Genomic DNA, 17,534 nt, shown 5'->3' on the forward strand with positions numbered 1-17,534 from the left:
ATTAAGGGTGAGGATTTAAAAGAAAATCACAATTGACAAGATAACTATATTTTACTTTTTAAGATATAAGCAAGTATACTGATAATCAATGATTCCTTTTCCGAGATTCAAAATGTCTGCACCTAAAATGCCATGTACAGGAGGTGTGTTGTGATTTTCTAAGGCGGTATTTACGTGTGATAAATCAAAGAGAACAAGACTAATATCTTGTCGTTTCCATGTACCTATTTTAATAGTATTTTCTTCAGATAACTCTGTCCGCATATCGGTAGCCCCAGCTCCAGCTGCAAGAACTTCACTTTCTTCACTTATCAATTTAAAATGAGATGCAAATTCAAAATCGATACAAGAGTTTGATGCACCCGTATCAAGGATAAAAGAACCTTTTACACCATTGATTTTAGCGGTAATTTCTAAATGTTGGGTGAGTGTTGGGAATAACCGAGTACGTACGTATCCTTTTTCTAATAAAAACGCTCTAAGACTTGCCATATTTTCTAATCAAAACAATACTCAAAAGTACTCCAAAAATACCAAGAATCCACCACCAGATTGTATGCTTTTGTGCTACAGGAATATCTGTAGGCCCATAATAAACAAAGGCACCCCAATAGTACGGAGACTTCTTAATATTGGTTGTGTTTTTATCTTGAAGATAGGCGAGTTGAGAGGCTTGAAGACTTCCGTTTCTTGATGTAGTCTCTTTAAGAAATGTATAATAACTACTCATGAGATTTGCGGTAGATTTATCATTTACTTTCCAAAGAGAGAACAGTACACTTTTTGCACCCGCATATTGAAATCCGCGAGCGAGACTTAAAGGGCCTTCTCCAGTTGCAATACGTCCAATACCTGTCTCGCAGGCACTTAATACAACAAGATCAGGATGTAGTTTTTTACTATACAATTCATTAAGATATAACGACCTATCAATAAAGGCTATACTCGCAGGTTCTACAAAACTACCGCCAGAAGCATGTGTAGAAAAATGTAGCACAGAGTGTTGAGGCGCTTTTGTGAATGTATTTGTAATAGAAGCGTTTTCATCCATAAGAAGCTCTGTACTAAATGTCGAACTTATGGCTTTTGCTTCTTCTTTGGAATGCTCTAAAGTTAAATTAGTGTTTTCAAAAACCGGAAATATACCTAGTACCGTTGCATTATTCTGAAGACCTACATTGGGCGTGAGATATTCTTTATAGGAGAGTTGAAAAGTGATTTGCGTTTCTCTTATAAGAAAGGGCATCGTGTCAAAAGTAATTTGAGTACTGGGTTTACTGAGTAGTGTGTTAAAGGGTATGAAAGCGAGTATGCCATCGGGAATAATAACGAGGTGGTTAACTATAGGTAGATTGAGTGCATTAAATAATTTATGAGATTGAACACTAAAACCAGAAGGATCGTTTAATATGGCACTCGCGTTCTCAAAGTACGTGTTATAGTCTACACACGTTTTAAAGAGTTGATCTCGTGCTTCTTTGTCTTGAGCAATTTGATAAAAGCCTACTTCATCAGGACTGATGATAAATTGATACACGGTTTGTAATCCAAAAAAGTAACTCACCGTCATTTCTTGAGATTGTCTTGTTTGCAATTGAATGTCTTCAAGTGTAAACGTAGTCGTGGACGGTTTTAAATCTGGATATTTTTTGGAAATGGCTTCTCGTAGTTTTTTTTGTAATAAGAGCTCACTGGAGTATGCACTTTGTAATTCTTCTAATCTTTCAATACCTGTAGATTGCTGTTCTTGAAATAATTGTATTTCTAGCTGTGCTCCTTTCTGTAAACGTTGTTCATATTCAATCACTAAGCTGTCTTGGGCATATTGAGTGAGTTTGGCTTTATCTTTAATGGCTTCGCTTACTAAGCTAGCTTTGGATCGATCACTTATTTGTAATGCTTTTTCAAGCAAAGCAGGTTCTTTTTGCTCCTGATAGAACTCATATAATAAAGTGATTCGTTCTTCACTTCTTCTTTTATCCGACGCTTCTAGAACAAGCCTAGATTGTTGTGAGAGTTGCGGCAAATTAAGTAGGTCAGAAACTTCAGATGCGCGTGCGTATGCTTCTAGTGCTTTCTTTTTTTGTCCTTGTTGTTTATAGACTTCTGCGTGAAGATCTAAAGCATCCATTAATGTGTTGTCTGCTAGTAGGCTTTTTGTATCTGGTAGTTTTCTGGAAGGATGATTGGGGAGCCACGATGTATATATGTGATCTAATTGTGCGATTGCGAGCGCATAGTTTTGTTGGACAATATATAATTGTACGAGAACAAGTTTGGTTTTTGTTAGGTCTCTTATGGTTTGGTTAGGAAGTTTTGATTGTGTTTTAATAGCCGTTTCAAGCAACTGAATGGCTTGCTCTGTATCTCCTTTTTGAAGCGCTATTTGTGATAATAACTTGTAGGCATTTATTTGGTTAGGGTCCTTCTTTAAAATACGTTGCGTAAGTTTTTCTGCCTTTTCATTTTCTCCAATACTGAGGTAATTTGTAGCCAGATTCATCTGTATGTTTTTATTTTCTGGAGCGAGCGTATAGGCTTCTTCTAGTATTGTAATGGCTTGGGTATGTTTTCCTTGATTTTGAAGCGGTACGGAGAGATTGATTAAACCAGACAGGAGGTTTTTTTGTTTTTTTTGCTTTCGCGAAAGCGTTATATACCCTTTAATCAAGTTTTCTGCTTCAGTATATGCGTTTGTTTTTGTGTATAAATTCCCAAGCGGAATCATGGCAGAAGTCACAATGTCATATCCTTCTAATTGATACTCACTGTAACGGTCTATCGCATGTTCATATCGGAAGATAGCTTTGTGAAGATTGCCTCGTCGTTCTTGATAATATGCAATATTGCAGTCTACGATTACCTTCGCAAGATGACTTTTTAAGTCTGGAGTTTTTAACGTGTCAGATGCGTCTATTAATAGACTAAAATTCTGTTGTGTTTGCGTTTCTAAAAATTGATCTAGTACTTGGTAAAAGTCGGATTCTTGAGCTTGCGTTCTGCCGAAGAATATTAGAAAAAAGACAGTTAAAAGTACACCTTTAGACATAGATTAGAATTTCCAAATACCGTACACTTGTATTTGCGATTGGGGTTCATTAAAATTGTAAACATATCGCACACCACCACTTGGTCCAATGCGTACTCCCCCAAAATTTGCCCCTACAAACCACCCTGCTTGAAAGTTACCTACACCTTTATTACAATCAGTCTCGAGTAATGTGTCTTGGGTTTCATCACGTATTTCGTTTTCTCCAGGAATAAGTAAAGAAAACTCACCTGTAGTGATTTGATCACAAGTACGACTTAGATCCAATTTTAATTGAAGCCCTGTGCCTATAGCCATAAAATTGTTGAGGTTATATCGATAAGAAATAGGGACTAAGTAGGTGGTGATATTACGTGCTTTTGTTTCTTCTGTAAAGCGAGTAATACTTTCTATTCCAATATCATTGATTTCGCTAGTTTCAAAATTACGTAAATTCTCAAAAGAGGTTGATGAGAAGAAAAGTTCTGCTTGTAAATACCCTCGATATGATTTAAATGGCGAGAGGGTAATTCCTGCAAATACTTCGCGTGCATTATCCAAATCTGGATTGAATATATATCCTGCTTTTGCACCTATAGATATACCAGGCACAAAACGAGTAGTGCTATAATTGGTGTAAATAGGTTCGTTCTTATCAAAATAAATAGCCGTTTGACTTTTGGTGCTTTTTTTATGAAAGTCTTTTCCGAATTTCATTGAGTATTTTACAAATCCTTTTGTTGAATCACGCTCTGTGACATCTTTTTGTTGGGTGCCAGGAAGATAAATTCTTTTAAAGGTAAATATGATTTTGTCTTTTTTGAAAACAGTATCCAAGCAGGAATAATTAACCTCTCGATCTTTAGGACAGATGCGACATAGTGGATACATATTTTCTACCTTTAACGTTTTCTTGTCAAACATTTCTGGGGTGTCTACTTCTAGTCTGATGGTGTTTGCTGGACCTTCACCATCATTTTGAAATTTTACTTTAAACTTTAATCGTTTAAAGCGAACTAATCTATAATTCATTAAAGATCCATTAGAAGACATTTTATTGGGATCATGTGAGGTGACAATTTCTAATTCGGTGTCTTTTACGGTGTGGTTTTCATAATTTTCATCAGGTACGTATACACTTCTTAGAGTGACAATAGCACTGGTATCCTTAATCATTTCTGGTGTTGTCTCTAGTGTCCTGAAGATATTACGTTCTTCACCTGGTTGCATGTCTTTAAACTCAATGATTTGACTATTGAGATACAGTGCTCTAGATTCTTCAAGGGTGAGCGGAAGGTTTGTTTTTTTAGTACTGTCTTGAACCACAAGGGTGTTTTCTCGTAGCTCCGAAGGAAAAGTAGAGGCAAGGTATTCTTGAGAAAAATCTATTCCTGAATTATGAACGAAGTCTTGATTTTGTACTATTTCTTCCTTGTGATGGAGTCTTGTATCTGTCAGTTTAAAATTCTCATTTTTAAAGCTCTTGTCGTTATAAAAGAGGTAGAGTTTTCCGTTAGTCGTATAGTCTTTGGTGTTTTTATAGCTTGTAATGAGTACCATTTCTTGATCTGGAAGCGGATCTCTATTGGTCAGTACAAGAAGGTCTTCATTAGGTTTAAATTTTGAGGGCGCTTTCGCGAAAGCGTTATCATCTACACTTGCTTCTTCATCAGTAGCATCAGAAATAACTACTTTTTTAGGCCTACTTGCTGGCGGTTTGCCATTGTCATAATTGTTGGTGCTCCATAATTTTACCTCATAAGCGCCTTCTTTCTTGTATTTGTGTTGCGGTTCTTTTTCAAAACTATAATTGCCATCTCCCATTTCCCAATAATAGGTGTAAAATGCTTTGGGAGCACCTGCAATTTGATTGAGTTCTGGCATTTTTGCACCGTAAGTAACTTTGTTGCCTAATACGTCATAAAATATAGGAGCACTTCTCGTAAGAGTATCTTGTACCGTTGTTTGCGAGTAACCAGTAAATTTTAATACACCTACAAAAAGAATGACTATGAAAATTCTTTTAGACATAATTTATAGAGAATTAATAATGGTTATTAGTTGGTCTTCTGTAGTTCCATCTGTATTAGTTGTTGCTCCAATACTATTTTGTGACACACTTATTTGTGAAGTGTCTACCATGTATATTCCATCTTGCCTTGAAACAAAAATGAGCGCTCCTTGAGTACCTAAAGGGATCTCATTATAGACCTCACTAAAGACACCTAGACTTGTGTCATATTGTTCAAATAGGCTTACAGCTATTTTATCATTGTTGTAACTAAGAAAGCTATTACTATTGGAGTCATTAAATCCAGGCGGGGGTACATTGTATACAATAGTTCTTTCATTTTGGCTAGTGTTAAATTGACCCATATGATACCATCCTGTTTGGGAAGTCGTAGCGTTATACCCAGTTGTAATATTGCCAATGGGATCTTCTATTTCTGAAGGGAATGCTATTGCTCCTTGAGCGTTTTCCCAAGTGACTGTACAATCTATGTCTGGGCAGGACGGAGAATTGAAAAACAATTGCTCTTCGGTATTGTTTTCTTCTGGGATAAAAATTTGTATTTCTCCTTGAATGACTACGGGTTGTCCATTAAATCGGATATCAAAAAACAAAAGACCTTCGCTTAATGTGGGTTCTATATTTCCAGCAGGATTACGAGTATTAGTAGATAATTGACAGGCTACTACATCGCCAGGAGTAAACATTTCTAATAAGCTAACTTCTACTTCACCATCTATGATAGTTCCATCAGGATTAAATAATGATTGCCCTGGAATAGTAATAGCTCCTCCTTGAGTTCCAAGAATTTGTCCTCCTGCAAACCCTTGTATGATAAATGTTTGCACTTTGGGTAATCGGCAATCTAAAAGACTTGCAGCATAATCTGCTCCATCTATAGGAGTGATAGCATTTGGAGTCTCCATAATGCCTTCCTCACAATCATGATCTTCAGAACAGCTTGTAGCCAGACACCCCGCTAAAAATAGCGCACATAGGAATTGAACATATTTCATAATACAGTTAGTTAGTTGTATGCAAAAGGGGGAATAATGCATCTTAAATATAGTTAAAAACAATCTAATACTAATAAAGAGATAGACCTCAAAGCTATCCTATAGCTTTGAGGTTATCCTCAATTTTATATATAATCTTTATGGTAATGCATTTATTAATGCTGTTAGACCAGCTTCTGTCGTTGTTTGTGTAGTGGTGAAAGTTTCGATATGATCTGTTCCAATGGTTGCTCCCTGTATAGCATATACATAATCACCATCTTGTACAGATACAAATATAAAATGTACTTCTAGTCCGATAGGCATTTGTCCATAATGTTCTGTAAACATATCTAAATTTGTGTCGTATGTATCAAAAAGTGCGAGTGCATTAGGTTCTCCATCATAAGATACATATACGGCGCTATTCGTTTCGTTAAAACCATCAGGGACATCTGCATATACCATTGTTTTAGGACCTGCATAAGACCACCATTTGTCTAAGTTTGTCCACCCAAAATTTGTAAGAGGTGCTACATACGCAGAGGTCCAAGTACCATCAGCATTTTGGATTTCACCTCCTTGTATACCAGCATCTTCATCTTCTTCCCATACAACATCACAATCTAATCCGTTACAGTTTTCAGGCACAAAAACAGTCATTTCTGGATCAAAAGCATCTGTCGGTGCCGTTAATTCAAATGGAGTTTGAACGACAAGTTGATTACCTCCTTGAGTAGCGTTTACAAAAAATTCACCGCCAGAGATGATAGAAACAATATCTCCGTTATCATTTTTTCCATTAGTAGGTAGGTTTTGAGTAAGCATATCTGCTCTACTGTAAATTTCTATAAATTCTATAGCTACGTCACCAGAGACTGCTTCTCCTCCAATATGGGTAAGTGCGTTAGGTGGAAAGTATACTTGAGTCCCATCTTCGCCAATGATGACACCTCCTGTAGATGCATCTATTGTAAAGTTTTGAATGGCGTTTTCACGTGCTTCAGAAATGCTATTGTCATATTCTAATCCTCCAAATATTTGTGCAGTATCATCTGGTAGTTCAGTTATTATATCGACGTCATCATTTGTTTCGCAACTTATTAAAAGTATAAGTGATAATAAACATAAAGTGATTAATCTAGTTACTGAATACACATTCATACTGTTTTTCTGATCTGTGTAATTAAAGATTGCTGTTTTCATAATATTATTAATTTGTTGTTTTGTTTTTGTTTTTACACCCTTATATCACCACCCTCTTTATATTGTTACCCCTTTTCTGAAACTTTTTTTTATATTTACTTATAAATCCAGTAAATATGGGAGATAGCGGGGTGCATCCTGACCAGAAATTTGTACAGGCATTACTTGTAAATGACAATAAACTCATTGCTGAAATCTATACCCGTTTTGCTCCTAAGGTTATTGGATATATTCAAAAGAATAGTGGTGACGAATCTGCCGCTAGAGATATTATTCAAGAAGCACTTATCACAATTTATGATCAAGCAAAGACAAAAGGGCTTACCCTTAGTTGTCCCTTTGATGCTTACTTTTTTTTGATATGTAAACGGAAGTGGCTTAACTTTTTGAAAAAAAATAAGCCAATAGGGGTAACAATAAATGAAGAGATTACATCTATAGATACAAATGTACAACAGCAAGCAGATCAAACAGCTTTGTATGAAGACAGAGCAAGTTTATTTAATCAAATGCTCGAGCAAATGGGTGACGCCTGTAAGAAGCTATTAAAACTTAGTTTTTCTATTAAATCAATGGAAGAAGTAGCAAAGAAGTTAGATGTCTCTTATGCATATGCTCGAAAGAAGAAATCACTTTGTATTGGTAAACTTACTGCAATGGTGCAAGGATCTGCTCAGTACCAAACCCTTAAAAATCTATAGTCATGGACGAGAAAACCATACTACTTTTTGACGACTATCTCCAAGGAGCACTCTCTCCAGAAGCGAGAGATAGTCTTGAGTCAAGACTAAAAACGGAGCCAGAACTTAAAGATGCATTTACCATTTTTAGAGATCTAAATGGGCACTTAAGTCATCATTTTTCTGAAGAACGGATAGCGTTTAAAGACACTTTGGAGACACTTGCAGATCAGCATTTAAAAGTGCCGAATATTCCTAAAAAGGAAGTGAAAGTTATTCCTTTTAAACCATTACGTTACCTAGTTGCAGCCTGTGTGGTGATGTTATTTGGTACGATATTTTGGTTTCAAATGCAGCATGCGAGTTATAGTGATTATGCTTTTGATGGAAATATAGATTTGGTAGAAAGAGGAGGGGATGAGTCCGCTTTCGCGAAAGCGGAAAAATCCTTCAACAACGGATTGTATGATGAGGCTATAGTTCATTTTGATGCTATTTTGATCAATGACCCTGACAATACGCAAGTGTTATTTTATAAAGGAATTGCTTCTGTAGAAATAGAAGAGTATACAAATGCAGAACAGATTTTTACGAGTTTGAGTACTGGAAACTCTGTGTTTAAGCACAAAGCACAATGGTATCAGGCTTTGAATTTTTTAAAACAGGGAAAAAAAGATCAGTGTAAAGTGATTTTAGAAAGCTTGCCAAGAGAAGCAGAAAACTATAAAAATGCACAAGATCTTCTTAAAAAACTATAAGTGTTAGGTTAGGTTATAGGCTATTTCTATTTTTGACTCATGCAATTTACAGATACACACACCCATTTATATAGTGAAGCTTTTGATGAAGATCAAGATGCAATGATTAAACGAGCCATTGATGCAGGTGTAACGCGATTTTTTATTCCGGCTATTGATTCTGAATATACAGACCGAATGTATGCTTTGGAAGCAAAATATCCAGAACATATGTTTTTAATGATGGGATTGCATCCTACGCATGTAAAAGAAAATTATGAAGAAGAGTTACTGCATGTAGAGGAGCAGTTTAAAAATAGATCTTTTTATGCAGTAGGAGAGATAGGGGTGGATTTGTATTGGGATAAAAGTACATTAGCAATACAACAAGATGCTTTTAAAAGACAGATACAACTAGCAAAAAAATATAAATTGCCTATAGTTATTCATTGTAGAGATGCTTTTGATGCTGTTTTTGAAGTGTTGGAAAGTGAGAAAGGTGATGATCTTTATGGGATTTTTCATTGCTTTACAGGAACAAAAGAACAGGCTTTACAAGCAATAGGGTATAATATGAAGTTGGGAATAGGTGGTGTGGCTACATTTAAGAATGGAAAAATAGATCAATTTCTTTCTGAAATTGATTTGAAGCATATTGTATTGGAAACAGATGCTCCATACTTAAGTCCAGTTCCTTTCCGAGGTAAGCGTAATGAGAGTAGTTATGTGACATTAGTGGCAGAAAAACTAGCGACAATCTATCAAAAATCACTTGATGAAATTGCCGAAATCACATCACAAAATGCCAATACGGTATTCCTTAATATAAAGACAAACTAAACTTAGTCTATTATAATGTACTAAACTGAAATAATTTTGTTTCTTTTGTGGCTATTAATTTAAAAGTGTTATTATCTCAATATTTGATCACATACGACCTTATCATGATACTGAAGTAAATAAGGCATTACAACAAGCTTTTAGACATCCTATGTTTAAAGTGCTATTGCAGTTTACTTTTCCAGATGCATCTCCAAGTGAAATTAAAGATGTTTTATCAGATTGCTATTCTATTCATGATTTCCAGACAAAAGTGATCTATAAGTCAGTTCAGAATCTATTAACAAAGAGTTCTGAAGGATTTACTACCTCTGGATTTGATGCTCTTACCGCAGATAAGGCATATTTATATATGTCTAATCATAGAGATATTGTACTAGATACTTCATTGCTAAATGTAGGATTAATAGATAATGGACTTATTACGACCGCTTCTGCTATTGGAGATAATCTTGTTCAAAAAGACTTTCTAATGGCACTGTCTAAGCTTAATCGTAATTTTTTGGTATTAAGAGATCAGTCTCCGAGAGAATTATTAAAGAGTTCAAAAACATTATCAGAATATATTAAACATTTGCTTTCTGAAAATAGATCTGTTTGGATGGCTCAACGAGAAGGTCGTACAAAGGACGGGAAAGATAAAACCCAACAAGGTGTTCTTAAAATGATTACCATGGCCAGAGGTAAGACTCCTTTGTTACAATATATAAAGGAATTGCATATAGTTCCTGTAGCGATATCCTATGAGTATGATCCTACAGATATTTTAAAAGTGCCAGAAATTGTTGCTAAACAAGCAAACGTACCTTATATCAAGACTAACAATGAAGACTTTAATAGCATTTTAAAAGGAGCATTAGGGTTTAAAAAACGAATTCATATTGAAGCGGCTCCATTAGATCCAACTATTTATGACCAAATAGAAGAAGAAGAGCAAAGCGATAATGATAAATTGAAACGTCTTGCTTCTGAAATAGATAAGAAAATATATAGCCATTATAAGTTATGGCCGTCTAACTACATTGCATACGATTTATATAATAAAGACAAAATATATAAAGATCGTTATGACGAAAAAGAATTACGTCATTTTGAGCGTCGTTTAGCTCGAAGAGTAAATATGAAGAACCAATTAGAAGTAGATAGTTTCTTATTGATGTATGCAAACCCTGTAATTAATGCCTTAAAGCTATGAGTGCAAAACCGAATATACTTTTAGTATATACTGGTGGTACTATTGGTATGATTAAAGATTATGAAACAGGAGCTCTTAAAGCTTTTGACTTTGATCAACTTTTACAAAATATCCCAGAACTTAGATTGTTAGATTGTAATATAAGTACATCTTCATTTGATATTCCTATTGATTCTTCAAATATGAATCCTGAATATTGGAATGAATTATGTGAGATGATTGTTTCTAATTATGATGACTATCAGGGATTTGTTGTGTTACATGGAAGTGATACTATGAGTTATACAGCGTCAGCTGTAAGCTTTATGTTAGAAAATCTTGATAAACCAGTTATTTTTACAGGATCTCAATTACCAATAGGTGATTTAAGAACAGATGCTAAAGAAAACCTTATTACGGCTATCCAAATTGCTGGGCTTCAGAAACGTAATAAACCGATAGTTCAGGAAGTTTGTTTGTATTTTGAATATAAATTGTATAGGGCAAATCGTACAACAAAAGTGAGTGCAGAGCATTTTGAAGCTTTTGATTCACCTAATTATCCAGCATTAATAACTTCGGGAGTACACCTTACTGTACATGAAGAATTACTTCTTAAAACAAATAGGAAAGCACTTAAAGTGCACAAAAACCTTGTGACTGAAATTCTTTTGTTGAAGATGTATCCAGGAATCCCTAAGAGTGTTGTGCTGGCTATGCTAGATATATCAGAAATAAAAGGAGTAGTTATGGAAACCTATGGTTCGGGTAATACAACTACTGAAGGTTGGTTTGTTGAAGCTATAAAATCGACAATAAAGAAAGGAATTCCTGTTGTTAATGTGACACAGTGTATAGGAGGTAGTGTTCAAATGGGTAATTATGAGACAAGTGTGGCTTTAAAAAAGATTGGTGTTATAAGTGGAGCAGATATAACTTCTGAGGCGGCAATCACAAAAATGATGTATTTGTTAGGGCAAAAACTAGGACATAAAGTTTTTAAATCTGTTTATGAAACTCCTTTAAGAGGAGAGCTAACATAATTTTAATAGATATCTTTTTAGCAGTTCAGTTTTTTTTTGTTATTTGGCACTCCTTTTGATGAAGGATATTATGCTGCGTCATGTCTAGATAGTACTATAGCATGTTCAAAGTAATCTAGAGAGGTGGCCGAGTGGTCGAAGGCGCACGCCTGGAAAGTGTGTATACGCCAAAAGCGTATCGAGGGTTCGAATCCCTTCCTCTCTGCTTAATGAAGAATTATTCTTTATTATAAGTTCATACATATTATAGAAACATTTTATACGCTTTTTTTAAGGCTAAAAATATGCTATCGCATTCTAAGTAAGGAAGTCTCGTGTATGAGATATGCCTACTATATTGCATTAACAGTTTCTATCAACTATTTTTTTAGAATTAATCTAATTAATTACTATATTTAACCCTTTACTAATTTAAATTTAAGATCAAGAGCAATGAAAAAATTATTCTCTATTATGGCAATCGCAGCTGTTGTAGCTATAAGCACTTTTACAGCTAAAGCCAACAATGTGCAGACAACCCTTCCGGTACAAGTACAGCAAATAGTCGCTAGTGTTGATGCAGGAGCAACTATATCTATTCAAGATGCAGAAGAAGAACTATCTTTTACACAAGATTTAAAGAAACGTTTTATAGAAGGAGGACCTGGATTTATGGGAATTGTTCTTTTATGTCTTATTTTAGGTTTAGCAATCGCAATAGAAAGAATTATATACCTAAACTTATCTTCTACTAATAGTAAGAAATTAGCACAAAATGTAGAAGACGCATTAAACAGTGGTGGTGTTGAAGCTGCAAAAGAAGTATGCCGTAATACTAAAGGACCTGTAGCTTCTATATATTATCAAGGACTTGACCGTGTAGGTGAAGGAGTTGAAGCAGCAGAAAAAGCTGTAGTATCATATGGAGGAGTGCAAATGGGACAATTAGAAAAGAATGTTTCTTGGATTTCATTATTTATTGCATTAGCTCCGATGCTTGGTTTCATGGGAACTGTAATCGGTATGATTCAAGCCTTTGATAAAATTGAGGCAGCAGGAGATATGAATCCGGCTCTTGTAGCAGGAGGTATTAAAGTAGCACTTCTTACAACAGTATTTGGACTTGTTGTGGCTATTATACTTCAAATTTTCTATAATTATATTATTGCAAAAATTGATAGTATTGTAAATGATATGGAGGATTCTTCTATCACACTTATCGATATGTTAGTGAAGCATAAGAAATAATAGTAATACCTTAAAAACTTTAAAAAATTATGGGATTACATAAAATATTTAAAATAGTAGTCGGTATCCTTGGAGTGATCGCTCTTGTAATTGCAGGAGTTGTTGCAACATTGGATAGTGAAGGCTTACAAGAAGAACTGAAAGCCCTAGACGGAAACGTAAATGGGATGGTAGTACCGCAAAGTATTAGTTATTTGATGCTTATTGCTTACATAGTGCTTGCTTTAATTCTAGTATTAGTAATAATATTTGTTATAAAAGGACTTGCTAGTGGAAATGCTAAGAACACATTAATAGGTGTAGGAGCATTTTTAATTGTAATAGCAATATCTTATTTCTCAGCTAATGGTGTCGAAACACCTATGAAAGATGACAAAATATTATCTGCTAATGGCGCAAAATGGGTAGGAGCAGGTATAAATGCATTTTATATTTTAGCAGCAACAGCCATTGGTTTAATGTTGTTTTCAGGAGCAAAGAAACTTATAAAATAACGTATTATGGCAAAACGCTCAGCACCCGAAATTAATGCAGGATCTATGGCAGATATTGCGTTCTTGCTTCTTATTTTTTTCCTAGTTACTACAACTATAGATAAAGATAAAGGATTAGTAAGGCAATTGCCTCCACCTCTTGATGAAGAGGTTGTACCACCTATTATCAAGGAGAAAAATTTATTTATTGTCTTGGTAAATGCTAATAATGACCTCCTAGTAGAAAATGAACCTATGGAGTTGAAGGATTTGCGTCAAGCTGCAATAGATTTCCTAGACAATGGAGGTATTCCTTCTGGTCAAGAAGGATATTGTGATTTTTGTCAAGGATCTCGTAGTCCAAGTTCATCTGATAATCCTGATAAGGCAATTATCTCTATGAGTAGTGCAAGAAAAACAAATTACACTACTTATATAGCTGTTCAAAATGAATTAGGGGCAGCATATAATGAGCTTAGAGATAGAGAGTCGGAAAGACTATATGGATGGAAATATACAGAAGTTAAAGCAGCTATAGATGCTGGTACTTATACTGGTAATGAAGTAAAAACTAAGGAAAAATTAAAAGAGGTTAAAACATTAATCCCTTTTAAACTTTCTGAAGCAGAACCTAAAAGTAATTAATACTATGTCAAAGTTTAAAAAGAAAAAAGGTGGAGAACTTCCACCTGTAAATACTGCATCATTACCCGATATTGTATTTATGTTATTGTTTTTCTTTATGGTAGCAACTGTACTTAGAAAAAATGATCTTAAAGTTCTAAATCAATTACCTCCAGCAGATCAAGTTGAGAAACTTGATAAACAAAGAACGGTTTTTGTATATATTGGAAAACCTGGACCGGGCTATAAAGGAAAATCCAAGGAAGCCATTATACAAATAGGTGACCGTATTGTAGATGTAAGTGAAGTAAAATCTGCTGTTTTGCAAGAAGTTTCTACAAAATTGAATGAAGGATATCAAAGCTCTTCTATCATTGCATTAAAAATTGATGAAAATGCAGAAGCAGGATTGGTTTATGATGTAAAACAAGAATTGCGCGAAGCAAATCTTCCTAAAATTATATTTATTACTACACCTAGTAGTGCAGTTGAATAAATCTAAAATTTTATAATTAGTAAAAAGACGTCTTGATTATCTATCAAGACGTTTTTTTATGCACTTATCTAAAAGTCATTTCTTGTATCTTTGTTTTAAATCAAAATTTTGTGAAGCACATTGCCTTTTTTATAATAATAGTTTTTGTAGGATGTCAGTATGCTTTTAGTCAAAATGACATCTCTGTTGTAGACTCGTTGTATCGTGAAGATCAAGTATATGTTGGTGTAACTTTTAATTTGTTATCCAATAAACCAGAAGGGGTTTCTCAAAATGGACTTAGTGGGAGTTTACAACTTGGATTTATACGCGATATGCCCATTAATAAACGTCGTAATAAAGCTTTTGGAGTTGGGCTAGGTGTATCTATAGATACGTTTAACCAAAATTTATTTATAGGAGAAGAAAGCGATGGAGGTGCTACTGCTTTTTCTGTAATACCTGATGAAACAAACGAAGATAAAAACAGATTTACATTTTATAGCCTAGAAGTTCCAATTCAATATAGGTGGAGGACATCTACACCTACTAAGTACGGATTTTGGCGTATTCATACAGGAGTACAACTGGGATATATATTTAGATTTAAATCTACATTTGTAGAGGCAGGAAATGAAGTTAATCAAACAGATATTCCAGAATTAAATGAGTTTCAATATGGATTAACATTTGCTTTTGGATATGGAGCATTTAACTTTCAAGCGTATTATGGGTTAAATACCCTCTTTAACGATAGTGCTCGTCTTAGTCAAGAGGCAGTAGATTTGCAAATAATACGAATAGGACTTCAATTTTATTTCTTATAATCGAAAAAGTACTCGTGTAGTTTCTCTAATTAGACTAGCAACTATAACCAGTATTTAAAAGACATTAATTGCGGTAATGCCCCAACAAAGAAACCTACTATAAGCTCTGGATACGTATGTGCTTTTGCATCCAATCTTGAGGTTGCTGTGCCTCCACAACCTATTATTAATATGCCTATAAGTAAAAGCAAGTTTTGGTTGAAATGAATACTGAGGCCTATGATAAAAGTGAGTAATCCAGAAACACCAATCATATGTAGACTTGCTTTAAACTTTGCAAATACTAATATGACCGAAGCTAAACTAGACCCTAAAATACCAACAAAAAAGAAATGCAAGGCTGGAATCTCATAACCCTTAAAAATGATTTTAATCAACAAGAATATAAAAAATGCTTGCATCAATAATGGGAGACGTCGTTCTTTTACATTTTTTAAATGAATTTCTGAAACCTGATTTAAGTTTTTAAGCATAAAGTAACTTAAAATAGGAATGATAACGGTCATAATTCCCGTTGCAAATAACTTTGAAAAAAGAAATGAACTGTTAAAAAACCTCGGAGAGATATTAAAATATAGAAGGACACCCGCTATAGGCATAAATAGTGGATGAAAAATATAAGAAAAGCTTCGTATGATGTATTTCATTAGATCTGTTTACGTAGTCTTGCGACAGGAAGGTCTAATTGTTCTCTATATTTTGCAACAGTACGTCTAGCGATAGGATATCCCTTTTCTTTTAGAATACCAGCTAACTTATCGTCTGTTAATGGTTTTTTCTTATTCTCTTCTTCGATGACAGTTTCAAGAATCTTCTTGATCTCACGAGTAGATACTTCTTCTCCTTGGTCATTGGTCATACTCTCACTAAAGAACTCTTTTATAAGTTTTGTTCCATAAGGTGTATCTACATATTTACTATTTGCTACACGTGATACTGTAGAGACATCCATGCTTATTTCATTTGCAATGTCCTTAAGAATCATAGGACGCAAATTACGTTCATCTCCAGTAAGGAAGTACTCTTTTTGGTAATGCATGATGGCGCTCATAGTAACAAACAAGGTCTGTTGGCGCTGTAAAATAGCTTCTATAAACCACTTTGCAGCATCTAGCTTTTGTTTGATAAAAATAACAGCATCTTTTTGCGCTTTTGTTTTCTCTTTTGATGCTTTATACCCCTTTAGCATGTTGCTATAATCTCTAGAGACTCTTAACTCAGGAGCGTTACGTCCATTAAGTGTAAGTTCAAGTTCCCCTTCTACGATACGTATCGTAAAGTCAGGAACTACATGCTCTACAATTTTTGTGTTACTAGCATAAGAACCACCTGGTTTTGGGTTAAGGTGCTCAATCTCTTGAATGGCATTTTTAAGTTCTACTTCTGTAATACTGAACTTAGACATTAGTTTTTTATAATGCTTTTTGCTAAAATGATCAAAAGACTTACTTAAAATATCCATAGCTAGTTCAATAGCTTTGGTAGGTGTTTTACGTGATAATTGTAAAACTAGACATTCTTCAAGATTACGTGCTGCAACTCCAGAAGGATCTAGTTCTTGTACCGTAAAGAGCACCTCTTCTATTTTTTCTTCTGTAGTATAGACATTTTGAGTGAAGGCGAGATCATCCATAAGATCTTCTATAGACCTTCTTAAATAACCGCTTTCATCTAGACTTCCTATGATAAACTCTGCAATATCTCGCTCTTCTTGTGATAAACGAAAAGTGTTGAGTTGTGTCTTAAGATATTGATTAAAAGAAGTGCCAGATGCATAAGGAACTTGCTTGTCTTCATCATCTATACTGTAATTGTTCGCGCTAAGGCGATAGTCAGGAATTTCATCGTCACTTAGGTATTCATCTACATTAATCTCGGCTTCTATAGTTTCATTACCATAGTCATCCTCTGTATTGCTAAACTCGTCAAACTCATCTTTCACTTCTTCTTTGCCACTATCTAATGCAGGATTCTCTTCAAGCTCTTGTTTTATTTTTTGTTCAAAGGCTTGCGTAGGCAATTGGATAAGCTTCATCAACTGAATTTGTTGAGGAGATAGCTTTTGCGAAAGTTTAAAATTGAGTTGTTGTTTTAACATAGAAACAAAAATAAGCAAAAGCAATAGATCATACCCTTATAATTTTAAGATACAAGATGTAATTACTGAAGCTATTGAAAAAAATAGCACTTATGT

At 34.5% G+C, this 17,534-nt stretch carries 17 protein-coding genes and 1 tRNA gene; 11 read left to right on the forward strand and 7 right to left on the reverse strand.

The features are described from left to right. Positions 1-51 precede the first annotated feature (51 nt). The 5 genes from ABJD27_RS06885 to ABJD27_RS06905 form a co-directional block, all read right to left on the reverse strand. Positions 52-492 (reverse strand): retropepsin-like aspartic protease, encoded by a 441-nt coding sequence (locus tag ABJD27_RS06885; protein ID WP_348162375.1) that lies wholly within the window; start codon positions 490-492, stop codon positions 52-54. Further along, the gene (locus ABJD27_RS06890; RefSeq protein WP_348162373.1) at positions 479-3,049 is read right to left on the reverse strand and encodes a CHAT domain-containing protein; all 2,571 of its coding nucleotides are present in this window, start codon (positions 3,047-3,049) and stop codon (positions 479-481) included. The genes ABJD27_RS06885 and ABJD27_RS06890 overlap by 14 nt, the downstream gene beginning before the upstream one ends. Before the next feature lie 3 nt (positions 3,050-3,052). Then, positions 3,053-5,059, reverse strand: coding sequence for a PKD domain-containing protein (locus tag ABJD27_RS06895; protein WP_348162371.1), 2,007 nt, complete (start codon positions 5,057-5,059; stop codon positions 3,053-3,055). Between the two features lie 3 nt (positions 5,060-5,062). Further along, positions 5,063-6,055 carry a hypothetical protein gene (locus tag ABJD27_RS06900; protein WP_348162369.1) on the reverse strand — a complete coding sequence of 331 codons (993 nt, stop codon included), beginning with the start codon at positions 6,053-6,055 and terminating at the stop codon, positions 5,063-5,065. A gap of 138 nt (positions 6,056-6,193) precedes the next feature. Continuing rightward, on the reverse strand, positions 6,194-7,240 hold the full coding sequence (locus tag ABJD27_RS06905) for a hypothetical protein (RefSeq protein WP_348162367.1): 1,047 nt from the start codon (positions 7,238-7,240) through the stop codon (positions 6,194-6,196). A gap of 116 nt (positions 7,241-7,356) precedes the next feature. Here ABJD27_RS06905 and ABJD27_RS06910 point away from each other — a divergent pair, with 116 nt between their 5' ends. The 11 genes from ABJD27_RS06910 (at position 7,357) to ABJD27_RS06960 (ending at position 15,340) form a co-directional block, all read left to right on the forward strand. Continuing rightward, positions 7,357-7,941: a sigma-70 family RNA polymerase sigma factor gene (locus tag ABJD27_RS06910; RefSeq protein WP_348162366.1), complete on the forward strand. Its 585-nt coding sequence runs from the start codon at positions 7,357-7,359 to the stop codon at positions 7,939-7,941. Positions 7,942-7,943: 2 nt separating this feature from the next. Further along, complete coding sequence (locus ABJD27_RS06915) at positions 7,944-8,678, forward strand: hypothetical protein (RefSeq protein ID WP_348162364.1); 735 nt, start codon at positions 7,944-7,946, stop codon at positions 8,676-8,678. 39 nt (positions 8,679-8,717) lie between these two features. Then, positions 8,718-9,497, forward strand: coding sequence for a TatD family hydrolase (locus ABJD27_RS06920; protein ID WP_348162363.1), 780 nt, complete (start codon positions 8,718-8,720; stop codon positions 9,495-9,497). A 73-nt stretch (positions 9,498-9,570) separates the two neighbouring features. After that, complete coding sequence (locus tag ABJD27_RS06925; RefSeq protein ID WP_348162383.1) at positions 9,571-10,692, forward strand: 1-acyl-sn-glycerol-3-phosphate acyltransferase; 1,122 nt, start codon at positions 9,571-9,573, stop codon at positions 10,690-10,692. After that, positions 10,689-11,714 (forward strand): asparaginase, encoded by a 1,026-nt coding sequence (locus ABJD27_RS06930; RefSeq protein WP_348162361.1) that lies wholly within the window; start codon positions 10,689-10,691, stop codon positions 11,712-11,714. The genes ABJD27_RS06925 and ABJD27_RS06930 overlap by 4 nt, the downstream gene beginning before the upstream one ends. A gap of 117 nt (positions 11,715-11,831) precedes the next feature. Next, a tRNA-Ser gene (locus tag ABJD27_RS06935) sits at positions 11,832-11,919 on the forward strand. A gap of 227 nt (positions 11,920-12,146) precedes the next feature. Continuing rightward, positions 12,147-12,941, forward strand: coding sequence for a MotA/TolQ/ExbB proton channel family protein (locus ABJD27_RS06940; protein ID WP_348162359.1), 795 nt, complete (start codon positions 12,147-12,149; stop codon positions 12,939-12,941). Positions 12,942-12,970: 29 nt separating this feature from the next. After that, the gene (locus ABJD27_RS06945; protein WP_348162357.1) at positions 12,971-13,435 is read left to right on the forward strand and encodes a hypothetical protein; all 465 of its coding nucleotides are present in this window, start codon (positions 12,971-12,973) and stop codon (positions 13,433-13,435) included. A gap of 6 nt (positions 13,436-13,441) precedes the next feature. Then, a complete protein-coding gene (locus tag ABJD27_RS06950; protein WP_348162355.1) occupies positions 13,442-14,059 on the forward strand; it encodes a biopolymer transporter ExbD in 618 nt (205 codons plus the stop codon). Positions 14,060-14,063: 4 nt separating this feature from the next. Next, positions 14,064-14,534: a biopolymer transporter ExbD gene (locus tag ABJD27_RS06955; RefSeq protein ID WP_348162353.1), complete on the forward strand. Its 471-nt coding sequence runs from the start codon at positions 14,064-14,066 to the stop codon at positions 14,532-14,534. Between the two features lie 110 nt (positions 14,535-14,644). Continuing rightward, complete coding sequence (locus ABJD27_RS06960) at positions 14,645-15,340, forward strand: porin family protein (protein WP_348162351.1); 696 nt, start codon at positions 14,645-14,647, stop codon at positions 15,338-15,340. A 41-nt stretch (positions 15,341-15,381) separates the two neighbouring features. On the opposite strand, the gene ABJD27_RS06965 is transcribed toward ABJD27_RS06960, so the two are convergent. Together ABJD27_RS06965 and rpoN are read right to left on the reverse strand one after the other, a co-directional pair. Continuing rightward, the gene (locus tag ABJD27_RS06965) at positions 15,382-15,987 is read right to left on the reverse strand and encodes a hypothetical protein (RefSeq protein ID WP_348162349.1); all 606 of its coding nucleotides are present in this window, start codon (positions 15,985-15,987) and stop codon (positions 15,382-15,384) included. Beyond that, positions 15,987-17,438 carry an RNA polymerase factor sigma-54 gene (rpoN, locus tag ABJD27_RS06970; protein WP_348162347.1) on the reverse strand — a complete coding sequence of 484 codons (1,452 nt, stop codon included), beginning with the start codon at positions 17,436-17,438 and terminating at the stop codon, positions 15,987-15,989. The genes ABJD27_RS06965 and rpoN overlap by 1 nt, the downstream gene beginning before the upstream one ends. Between the last annotated feature and the right edge of the window lie 96 nt (positions 17,439-17,534).

Origin of the sequence: Dokdonia sp. (genome assembly GCF_039945015.1) — a bacterium.
GTDB lineage: Bacteria > Bacteroidota > Bacteroidia > Flavobacteriales > Flavobacteriaceae > Dokdonia.